We start from the raw sequence: 10,148 nt of genomic DNA, 5'->3' as shown, positions 1-10,148 counted from the left end.
GTATGGGTGGGCAGGTCTTCGACCAGGCCACCGCCTTCGACGCCGCGGATGGCTGCACACCAGCCGTAATCCTCGAACGCGTGGGTAAGACGCGCGGCCATGGCATAGGCCGTGTTGCACCACAGGAACTTGCTGTGGTCGGCAGCGTCCACTTCCTCGACGAAGTTGAAGCCTTCGACGGTGGTGCCATCCTTCGGGTTGTACGGCAGGCGGCCCAGGAAGCGCGGCAGGGTCAGGCCCACGTAACGGCTGTCCTCGCTTTCACGGAACGACTTCCACTTGGCGTATTCGACCGTGTCGAAGATCTTCGCCATGTCGCGCGGCTTGCCCAGGTCGGTGAAGGTCTCCAGGCCGAACATGCCCTCGGACGCGGCCGAAATGAACGGCGCATGGGCGGCAGCAGCCACGTGCGACATCTGCTCGACGAAGTACATGTCTTCCGGCTGGCGACCGATGAAATAGTCACCGACCAGCGCACCGAATGGCGCACCACCGAAGGTGCCGAATTCTTCTTCGTAGACCTTCTTGAACAGCGCGCTCTGATCGAAATCGATCGCCGACTTGAAGTCCTTGACCAGGTCCTTCTTCGGCGCGTTGAAGACCTTGATCTTCATGTTCGGGCCGGTGGAGGTCTGCTGGCACAGGTAGTGCAGGCCGCGCCAGGTGCTTTCCAGCTGCTGGAACTGCGGGGCATGCATGACCGCGCTGAGCTGCTCGGAGATGATCCGGTCAATCTCGGCGATGCGCGCATCCAGGGTCAGGTTGAGGTTGTCGGACACCACCACGGTGCCTTCCAACACTTCCCTGGCCAGCTCGGAAATGATGTCCTTGGCACGCTGGTGCTCGGTCTCGGACTTGGCAACCTTGCTCTTCTCGACGATCTGGTCGAGCAGGCCGATTTCCTCGACGGCCGCGGCCGACTGTTCGGCTACACCGGTAGCTTCTGCTGCCATGGCTTATTGCTCCTTGCCCGTGCCCAGCTTCTTGAGCTGTTCGGTGTTGTTCAGGACATCGGTCAACAGGTCTTCGAGCTTCTCGTTGCCGGCCAGCTTGTTGCGCAGGTCGGCCAGCTTGGTGCGCGATTCCAGCAGCTTGCGCAGCGGTTCGATCTGGTCGACCACCGATTCGGGGCGGAAATCGTCGATCGAGTTGAACTTCAACTCGACGCCGAATTCGCCACCGCCATCACTGATCTTGTTGGCGACGCGATAGACCGCGCGCGGGGCGACGCCTTCCATCACTTCGTCGAAATTGTCCAGGTCGACGTTGACGAACTTGCGGTCCTTGACCTTGGGCAACGGCTGCTCGGGGTTGCCGCTCAGGTCACCGAGCACGCCCACCACGAACGGCAGCTCCTTCTGTTCGATCGCGTCACCCTTTTCCACGTCATACGTCAACTGCACGCGCGGGGGGCGGATCTTCTGGAGCCGCTTCTGAATACTGTCCTTCTTCGCCATCGGTGTCTCCTGACTGGGGGCGTTACTGCGTACGGATCAGTTGCCGCCGAGGTTCTGGAAGGGATCGCCGCCGTTGGACGGCGCCGGACGTGCGGCAGGCGCGGCAGCAGGTGCCGTGGCCGGTGCGGTGGTGCGACGGGTGCCGGTGCGACGGGCCGGCGTGCGCGGCTTCGGCTTGGGATCTTCAAGCACGGCATCGCCCATGGTCTTGCGCAGCGTGTCGGCCAGGGTCTTGGCTTCCTTGCGCGCGGTTTCCGATGCCAGTGCGCCGCGGCCCTGCAGGCGCGTCAGCGAGGTGTTGGCGATGCGGAAGCCGGCCACGGTGATGACGCCATCGGCGACCAGGTCGTCCGGATCGCGCTGCAGCACCTCTTCGGCGGCAACGATGGCACGTGCGTACTGGCCCTGGTCGAACTGCAGCTGCGCGATGCGCACCCACGGTTCCTTGCGGGTCGGATCGGCGCGCGCGGCGTCTTCAAAGCTCTTGATGGCGGCTTCGGAACCCACCGTGGTGACCTGCGTTTCCGCGGTGGTCATCGTTGCTTCGTACGGAGGTACCGCGCCCTTCTTCGGCGCCGACGAACACGCCGCCAGACTGGACAGCAACGCCATTGCCAACAACGGCCGATAGACAGCCTTCCCCATTACCTTCACTTTCATGCCAATCCCTCATGGAAACTTCTAAAGGTGAGTCCGGTCCCCGCCGATACAACACACGGGATTCCCTTCCCTAACCGCCGCAAGTGTACAACTGCAAATACGCAGGGGTATAGTGAAGCGCATAGAGTGTTTCAATGCAACGTTGCAGTTTTTCACACTGTCTTCCGCGATCCTGACGTACATGCGGCATCGCAACGCCCTGCTGATCACCATTCCCCATCCTCATTCCGAGAATGCATGAAACCCCTCATGAGCCGAAATTTCTGCTTAGGGCGTCACACTCTTATATGTCTTGTCACGGCCATGTCGTTATCGCTGTCCGGCTGTGCCAGCGGTGGGCTGGGCAAGGCCATGGACAAGACACTGCAGGCGGTCGGGATCCGTGACGCGCAACCGGAAGCGCCCCCGGTCGTTCCGCTGCGCCTGCTCGCCGGCATCAATCTCAACGCCGGCAACGACAAGCGCGCCACCGCCGCGGTGGTGAAGGTCTACCACCTGCGCAGTGCGCAGCGCTTCGAACAGGCGCCCTTCAATGCGTTCCTGGACCAGAGTGGCGAGCAGGCCGCGCTGGGTGCGGACCTGCTGTCGGTCAACGAGATCGTACTGACCCCGGGCAACCGCCAGGAGCTCAAGGAACAATTGAGTGAAGGGACCGCGGTGCTGGGTGTGGTTGCCCTGTTCCGCGCGCCAGCTGAAGGCCGCTGGCGGTTCGCGTTCGACAGCAAGCACAAGAACCTGGCCAACGAAGGTATTACGGTGGGAATCCATGCCTGCGCACTGACCACTGACAGCCAGGCCCTGGTCACACGTGTGTCAGGGGACCCGGGCAGTCTCGCTTCCGTGCGCTGCGTCTCTCCTCGTTGAAGATGCCTGCATTCTGACGTCAGAATCCCGGCATGCGGTAGTATTGTTGTGTAGCCGGGCATCAAAAACGTGATGCATCTCGCACTTTCACATTCCTGTCTTGGGAGTGTGTGTGGAACCCTAGTGTGTATCGGGCGGGGTTGGCCCGAGATTTCCAAGGATTGAAATGTGGCATATGTAAGCAGGATGTCCAAAGTTCTCTGGGGTGAAGGTCTGTTCCTGAGGCCCCAGCATTTCCAGCGCCAGGATGCGTATCACGAGGCGCGTCTGCAGGACCTGTCACTCACGCTGCACCCCTATGCCTGGGGCTGCCGTCGCGTGCGTTTCGATCCGCAGGCACTCGGCAGCGGCACGCTGCGTCCGCTGGACATTTCGGCCGTGTTTCCCGATGGCGAAAGCTACGACGCACCGGTGCACGACGCACTGCCCGATGCGCTTTCGCTGAAGGACCTGCCGCCCGGCGTGCAGTCCACGGTGATCCACCTCGCCCTGCCGTTGCTGCGCGATGACGGCGACAACTGCGCCGATGCGGAGTCCAGCCAGCTGGCGCGCTATCGCCAGATCAATCGCGGCGCCAACGATCTGTACACCGATGCGGTGGAAGCCGAACTCGGCTTCCTCGGCAAGGCGGTGAAGCTGCTGACCGACGAGAACCCGCGCGACCCCTATTCCACCGTGGCGCTGGCGCGCATCCGCCGCACGTCCACCGGTGGCTTCGAGCTCGACGACGAGTTCATTCCGCCATGTGCGCACCTGGAAGCTTCGCCGACCCTGCACCGGGAACTGCGTGGCATCCTCGATTCGCTCCAGGCCAAGGTGGACGCGCTGTATGGCCTGCACCGCGAACCGTCGAAGAACATCATCGAGTTCCGCTCCGGTGACATCGCCTCGTTCTGGCTGCTGCACACGATCAACTCGTCGTTCAGTTCGCTGGCGCACCTGTACCACCACCCGCAGCTGCACCCCGAACGCCTGCACCAGGAACTGCTGCGCATGGCCGGGGCGATGCTGACGTTCTCCAATGCATACGCGCTCAACGATCTGCCGCGCTACCTGCACGCGCAGCCCGAAGCCGGTTTCCGGCAGTTGTTCGAGATCATCCGCACGCTGCTGGACACGGTGATTTCGGCGCGTTACTTCAAGATCGCGCTCAACGAAGTCAAGCCGTCCTACCACCTGGGCCGGCTGGACTCGCAGCGTATCGATGGCGATGCCTCGTTCTACCTGGCGGTGTCGGCCGACGTGCCCGCGCAGGAGCTGGTGCAGACGGTGCCGGTGCGCTTCAAGATCGGCGCCCCCGACGACGTGGAGAAGTGCGTGCTGTCGGCGCTGCCCGGCGTCAAGCTCACCCACGCCAACCAGGTGCCGGCGGCGATCCCGGTGCGCCCGGGCAGCCACTACTTCGAACTGGATACGCGTGGCGCGCTGTATGAGCGCATGCTCAAGTCGCAGTCGCTGATGGTGTACGTGCCGTCCGGTATTGCCGACCTCAAAATGGAACTTGTCGCGGTGACCTCATGATGAATTCGCCCCTGCCCCCTACCCCGGGCCCGATGCCCTCGCTGAGCTCGCATGGCGGCCTGGCCGCGCCTGCCCCGCAGGCGGCCAATCCGCAGAGCCTGCAGGACCTGATGGCCGATGGCTTCTACCTGCTGTTGCTGCTCAAGCGTGGGCAGCTGCCCTCCGACGGTGAAGCGTTCGTATCCACCGTGCAGAAATTCCTGGACGGCGTGGAGCGTAATGCCAACCGCATGGGCATCGCCTCCGAAGACGTCTACGCCGCCAAGTACGCGTTCTGCGCCGCGGTGGACGAAGCGATCCTGTCGCAGCCGTCGTCGCTGCATGAATCCTGGGAGCGCAACCCGCTGCAGCTGCGCCTGTTCGGCGAGCACCTGGCCGGTGAGCACTTCTTCGACCGGCTTGAAGAGCTTCGCCGCCAGGGCGCCCCGCGCCTGCCGTCGCTGGAGGTGTACCACTTCTGCCTGCTGATGGGCTTCGAAGGCAAGTACCGCCTGGAAGGCACCGAGAAGCTCGGCTACCTCACCGCCCGTCTGGGCGATGAGATCGTCTACCTCAAGGGCAAGCGCCACGGCTTCGCGCCGCATGCACTGCCGCCGGACAACGTGCGCCACAGCCTGCGCCGCGTGGTGCCGCTGTGGATGCCTGCGGCTCTGGTAGCCGGGTTCGGCCTGCTCGGCTTCTTCGGCCTGCGCTTCTATCTGGGTCACGAAACCCAGCAGCGGATGGCGGCGTACAACGATGTGGTGCAGATGCCGCAGCGTACAGCGCACATCACCATCACGCTGCCCTGAGCCACGCAGTAGAGGGGGGTTGACCCGATGCGTTCGGGTCGCGCCCCGCAGTTCGGCATGCCGCCCTGCGCAATGTACGTGCGCCGTCGATTTAGAGATATTGGTCACAGTTTCTACCGTTACTGGCTCGCGATCGCACGACCCGTCACGGTATGCAGCAGAATGCGTGGATTCCTTTGCCTGCCGTGCAGCAGGCCACGTCAGGGGGCGTGCTGGAACCAGCGGTGAAAGGACCTGTCAACACGGTTTGCTACTGTTGCCAGGCAGGCGCGCGCGTCCGCACCGAAGCGCGCGTTGCGACTCACGCCGATTCACGCGTCATCACAACCCTGATATGAGCCCGTCGATATGGATGTCTCCCGCTCTCAGTTGTTGGCTTCACTGGCCACGCCTTCCCAACAGGCGCGCCTGATCCAGTTGCAGGGGCCTGCCCCGGACTTGGTGGTCGAACGCTTCGACGGCCAGGAATCGGTCTGCGGCAGTACCCGCTTCGAGATCGACTGCCTGTCCACCGATGCCTTCCTGGACATGGACCCGTGGCTGGAACAGCCGCTGACCCTGCAGCTGCGGCAAGCCGACGGCGGCCTGCGCCAGTGGCACGGCCTGTGCACCGAGGTGGCCCAGCTGGGCAGCGACGGTGGCCTGGCCCGCTACCGACTGACCCTGGAGCCGTGGACGGCGCTGCTGGAGCTGCGCCGCAACGCGGTGATCTTCCAGGACCTGGACACCCGCACCATCTGCGAGCAGATCTTCGGCGATTACCCGCAGGCGGTATTCCGCTTCGACGTGCAGTCCACCCTGCCCGCCCGCGCCATCACCACCCAGTACCGCGAGAGCGATTGGGACTTCGTGACCCGGCTGCTGGCCGAAGCCGGCCTGGCCTGGCGCATCGAGCAGACCCAGGGCGATACCGCCGCACACACGCTGGTGGTCTTCGAGCCCGGCGCCGAGCTCACCGACCTGGGGCCGCAGCGCTTCCACCGCGCCGACATGGCCGAAGCCCTGGATGGCATCACCGCGTTTGCCGAGCAGCGCCAGCTGGTGCCCAACGCCAGCAGCGTGGCCAGCTGGCACAGCGAGCAGCTGCAGGCGGTGAGCGGCCAGAGCCAGGCCGAGGCCGGCGAGCTGCCGGCGCTGGAAGTCTATGTGCAGCCGCGGGCCGGCCGCTTCGGCAAGCGTGCCTCGGCCGACGATGAAGCCCAGGCCCGCCTGGATGCGCTGCGCGTGCCGATGACCCTGTTCCAGGGCAGCGGCAGCGTGCGCGTGCTGGCCGCCGGCAACCGCTTCACCCTCACCCAGCACCCGCAGCACCAGGGCCAGACCTTCCAGCTGCTCGCGGTGGCGCATGTGGCAGTCAACAACCTGGGCCATGGCATCGTCGAATTGCTCGGCGAGTCTGCCCTGGAGAACGGCAGCTACCGCAACCGCTTCCTGGCCGCGCCCAGCGACGCCCCGATCCGCGCCCTGCCGCAGGACCGCCCGACCCTGCACGGCCCACAGACCGCCCGCGTGGTCGGCGTGGCCGACAGCGTGGTCACGCCCAATCGCGAGCACCAGGTGCGCATCCAGTTCGGCTGGCAGCGTGGTACCGCGCCCAACCCGGGCGGGCTGACCGATACCGGCAGCAAGCTCACCGGGCATGCGCCCGGCGACCAGACCAGCGGCAGCTGGGTGCCGGTGGCCGAGTGGGTGGCCGGCCCCAACTGGGGCACGCATTTCCTGCCGCGCATTGGCAGCGAGGTGCTGGTGGAGTTCCTGCACGGGGACATCGACCAGCCGCGCATCACCGGCCAGCTCTACAACGGCGAGGTTGCCCCGCCCTTTGGCGGCGGCATCGACGAGAAGGCCCAGCACCCGGGCGTGCTCAGCGGCCTGCATACCCAATCCCACGATGGCGGCGGCACCCAGCAGTGGGTGATCGATGACACGCCCGGGCAGCTGCGCACGCGGCTGCAGACCTCGCTGGCCGACAGCCGGCTGGAACTGGGCTACCTGATCGAACACGGCGACACCCGTCGCGGCGCGCTGCGCGGCCAGGGCTTCGAGCTGGCCACCCAGGGCTGGAGCAACGTGCACGCGGCCAAGGGCCTGCTGATCTCCACCACGGCGCGCAGCAATGGCGCCTCCACGGTGCTGGACAGCAACGAGGCCGTGGCCCAGCTCAAGGGCGCCGAACGCAGCCTGGAAGGCATGCACGACACCCTGCAGCAGCAGAACGTGCCGGCCCTGACGGCGCTGAAAAGCACCACCCAGCTGCGCGAGAAGATCGATCCGCAGGTGGACGGCAAGTACGACGGCGAGGTCAACGGGCAGTCGGCAATGAAGCCCGATGATGGCCGTACCCCGGGCAGCAACCCGGTGGAGCGCTTTGCCGCGGCCCTGCTGTTGGCCGAGTCGCCCGAGCAGATCATCTGGACCACCCCGGCCAGTGCAGTGGCCTATGCCGGGCAGAACCTGCAGATGACCGTGCAGCAGGACCTGCACATCAGCGCCGGTGAAACCGTCTCGACCGTGTCCGGCGAACACACCGCGCTGTTTGCGCAGGAAGGCCCGATCAAGGTGATCGCGGCCAACGGGCCGGTGAGCCTGCAGGCGCACACCGGCGAGCTGGAACTGCTGGCCGACCAGGCCATCACCATCACTGCTACCGACGACCGTATCGACGTGCTGGCCCAGCAGAAAGTGGTGCTGCAGGCCGGTAACAGTGCGATCACGCTGGAAGGTGGGGACATCACCTTCAGCTGCCCCGGCACCTTTACCGTCAAGGCCGGGCAGCATCCGTTCCTGGGCGGTGCCAGCGACGCGGCCGCCGTGCCCGCCCTGCCCGACCAGACCTTCGCCTTTACCGACAGCCTGCGCTTCGCCGTGGAAGGCGCGGACGTGCTGGCCGGCGACCTGGGCTGGACCAACCTGCCCTTCCGGATCGTCGACCAGGACAACAAGGAAGTGGCCGCCGGCACCGTGGGCGAGGATGGCCGCCTGCCGCGCGTGATGTCCGACGGGCTGGGCAGGACGCTCACCCTGCAGGTCGGCGAGGACAAGTGGGAAAAGATCACCGCCGCCACCGGCGCGCCGCCGGAAGAAGACGGCGACAACGATGACGACCCCGATGGCGACCGCTACCGCGGCGAGCTGGATGCCGCCGCGCAGACGGGCGCCCTGACCCCGGAGCAGATCCTTGAACTGCTCGGCAACGAGAACGATCACGCATGAAAACCCTGTCGTATCTGCTGCTGGCCGCCGCGATCGCCGCCGCCCCGGCGCAGGCCCAGCAGTACAAGCCCGGTACAGCCACCATCGCCAGCGCGCAAGGCACGCTGCGGGTGAACTCGGGCCTGGTCAACCATTTCAACGCGCACAGCTTCTACGTCTACAGCTTCCAGTGGCAACCGCAGGGCAAGGACGCGGTGTGGAACCAGGTGCCGCTGCTGGCCAAGCCGGACGCCGTCCCCAGCGAATTCGTGTTCAAGACCACCGCGACCGCGGACTTCCCGTTGAGCGACGCCCGGGTGGTGCAGGCTGGCGGCAAGACCTGGCTGTCCACGGCCCAACTCAAGTATGAGGACACGCCGTACGACGACAACGCCAGCGTGGAAGTGAAGCGGTATGAGCTGGTGCGCCAGCCGGACGAAGACCGCTGGGTGTTCGTGCTGCGCAGCACCCGCAACGTTGGCAAGAAAACCGTCACCCAGGCGCTGGCAGCGCCACCGTCCCCCTGAGCGTCGAGCCCATGACCACGTACATCAGCGCGGTATTTCACAAGGACATCCGCACGGTGGAATTCACCGCTGCGAACGGCGACAAGATGTTGCGCACCGGCGGTACGTTGGCGTGGCTGCTCAACAACCCGGGCAACCTGCGGCCAGGCGGCAAGTACGTCAGCATGATCGGCCAGGCCGACACGGCCAGCGGCAAGTTCGCCATCTTTTCCAGCGTCGAGGAAGGCCGCAAGGAGAAGCGCGCCCTGCTGCGCCGCAAGTACAACGACATGACGCTGTACAACGCGATGCACACCTACGCCCCGGAAGGCGAGAACGACACGGCCAAGTACCTGGCGTTCGTGCGCAAGAAGTCAGGCGCCACCGACCAGACCGTCATCAAGGACATGACCGACGAGCAGTTCAACGGCATGGTCGCGGCGATGGAGCAGTACGAAGGCTTCAACGCCAATGCGGATACCCGCAAGGAAAAGATCGTGCACGCCACCCAGGTGTCGCTGTCCGATGGCGCCAAGCCACTGCCGTCCTTCCCCGTGGTGGCCAAGACCAGCACCGGAAAGGAGAAGAAGCTGACCACCAACGCCTATGGCGTGCTGCCGGCCTTCATCACCAGCAAGCCGGGTGAGATGGTGCAGCTGTTCGCCGAAGAGGCCGGCAAGGTGGGCACCAAGATCGGCGAGTTCGTGCTGGACCAGGCGTCGACGTCGCTGCTGTTCGCACGGCCGCTGGTGACCGCGCTGGCCGGCTCGCAGCCACACAACCCGGACGGCGGTCCGCGCGAGACCAAGCGCGCGCCGATCCGCTATGTGATCCAGCCAAAGGACACGCTTGGCACGGTGGCCAGCAAGTTCAAGACCAGCGTGGACGAGCTGGTCAGCAACAACCGCATCCGGGACCGCAACAAGGTCTTTCCGGGCGAGGTGATCTGGATCTACGGGCCGGCGCCGCAGGGCAGCGCGTCCGGCGCGGCCGGCAACGATGCCGCGCCAGCCGCCGCCAAAAACAGCTATGCGATCAAGCGCGGCGACACGCTGTCGGGCATCGCCGACCGCCACGGCGTGTCGGTGGACCAGCTTATGGCGGCCAACCCGGCGATCAAGGACCGCAACAAGATCAGCCCCGGGCAGTCGATCAAC

The 10,148-nt window shown here is 65.4% G+C and carries 9 protein-coding genes; 6 read left to right on the top strand and 3 right to left on the bottom strand.

What is annotated here, in order from left to right; all coding sequences use genetic code 11:
- The 3 genes from tssC to DBR34_RS15270 all read right to left on the bottom strand — a co-directional run.
- The coding region (gene tssC, locus DBR34_RS15280) for a type VI secretion system contractile sheath large subunit (protein WP_128097433.1) at positions 1–953 on the bottom strand (953 nt) is incomplete at its 3' end.
- 3 nt (positions 954–956) lie between these two features.
- Positions 957–1,457: a type VI secretion system contractile sheath small subunit gene (tssB, locus tag DBR34_RS15275; RefSeq protein WP_038687988.1), complete on the bottom strand. Its 501-nt coding sequence runs from the start codon at positions 1,455–1,457 to the stop codon at positions 957–959.
- Positions 1,458–1,493: 36 nt separating this feature from the next.
- A complete protein-coding gene (locus DBR34_RS15270; protein ID WP_181394033.1) occupies positions 1,494–2,117 on the bottom strand; it encodes a tetratricopeptide repeat protein in 624 nt (207 codons plus the stop codon).
- Positions 2,118–2,420: 303 nt separating this feature from the next.
- On the opposite strand from DBR34_RS15270, the gene tssJ reads away from it, so the two are divergent.
- The 6 genes from tssJ to DBR34_RS15240 form a co-directional block, all read left to right on the top strand.
- The gene (tssJ, locus tag DBR34_RS15265) at positions 2,421–2,981 is read left to right on the top strand and encodes a type VI secretion system lipoprotein TssJ (RefSeq protein WP_236546289.1); all 561 of its coding nucleotides are present in this window, start codon (positions 2,421–2,423) and stop codon (positions 2,979–2,981) included.
- 186 nt (positions 2,982–3,167) lie between these two features.
- On the top strand, positions 3,168–4,502 hold the full coding sequence (tssK, locus tag DBR34_RS15260; RefSeq protein ID WP_038687986.1) for a type VI secretion system baseplate subunit TssK: 1,335 nt from the start codon (positions 3,168–3,170) through the stop codon (positions 4,500–4,502).
- Complete coding sequence (icmH, locus tag DBR34_RS15255) at positions 4,499–5,293, top strand: type IVB secretion system protein IcmH/DotU (protein ID WP_181394032.1); 795 nt, start codon at positions 4,499–4,501, stop codon at positions 5,291–5,293. The genes tssK and icmH overlap by 4 nt, the downstream gene beginning before the upstream one ends.
- 348 nt (positions 5,294–5,641) lie before the next feature.
- A complete protein-coding gene (locus DBR34_RS15250) occupies positions 5,642–8,506 on the top strand; it encodes a type VI secretion system Vgr family protein (RefSeq protein ID WP_128097431.1) in 2,865 nt (954 codons plus the stop codon).
- On the top strand, positions 8,503–9,012 hold the full coding sequence (locus DBR34_RS15245) for a hypothetical protein (protein ID WP_128097430.1): 510 nt from the start codon (positions 8,503–8,505) through the stop codon (positions 9,010–9,012). The genes DBR34_RS15250 and DBR34_RS15245 overlap by 4 nt, the downstream gene beginning before the upstream one ends.
- A gap of 11 nt (positions 9,013–9,023) precedes the next feature.
- Positions 9,024–10,148 (top strand): LysM peptidoglycan-binding domain-containing protein (locus tag DBR34_RS15240; RefSeq protein ID WP_128097429.1); only part of this gene is annotated, 1,125 nt, incomplete at its 3' end.

Origin of the sequence: Stenotrophomonas sp. HMWF003, from assembly GCF_003061285.1 — a bacterium.
In the GTDB taxonomy this organism is placed as follows: domain Bacteria; phylum Pseudomonadota; class Gammaproteobacteria; order Xanthomonadales; family Xanthomonadaceae; genus Stenotrophomonas; species Stenotrophomonas maltophilia_AP.
Note: the sequence above shows the minus strand (reverse complement) of the source record. Positions and strands in the feature narration are given on the sequence as shown.

What these genes read in the sequence shown, in the direction of transcription:
- tssB (WP_038687988.1), bottom strand. Translation starts at nt 1,457, where the DNA reads ATGGCGAAGAAGGACAGTATTCAGAAGCGGCTCCAGAAGATCCGCCCC.
- DBR34_RS15270 (WP_181394033.1), bottom strand. Translation starts at nt 2,117, where the DNA reads ATGAAAGTGAAGGTAATGGGGAAGGCTGTCTATCGGCCGTTGTTGGCA.
- tssJ (WP_236546289.1), top strand. Translation starts at nt 2,421, where the DNA reads ATGTCGTTATCGCTGTCCGGCTGTGCCAGCGGTGGGCTGGGCAAGGCC.
- tssK (WP_038687986.1), top strand. Translation starts at nt 3,168, where the DNA reads ATGTCCAAAGTTCTCTGGGGTGAAGGTCTGTTCCTGAGGCCCCAGCAT.
- icmH (WP_181394032.1), top strand. Translation starts at nt 4,499, where the DNA reads ATGATGAATTCGCCCCTGCCCCCTACCCCGGGCCCGATGCCCTCGCTG.
- DBR34_RS15250 (WP_128097431.1), top strand. Translation starts at nt 5,642, where the DNA reads ATGGATGTCTCCCGCTCTCAGTTGTTGGCTTCACTGGCCACGCCTTCC.
- DBR34_RS15245 (WP_128097430.1), top strand. Translation starts at nt 8,503, where the DNA reads ATGAAAACCCTGTCGTATCTGCTGCTGGCCGCCGCGATCGCCGCCGCC.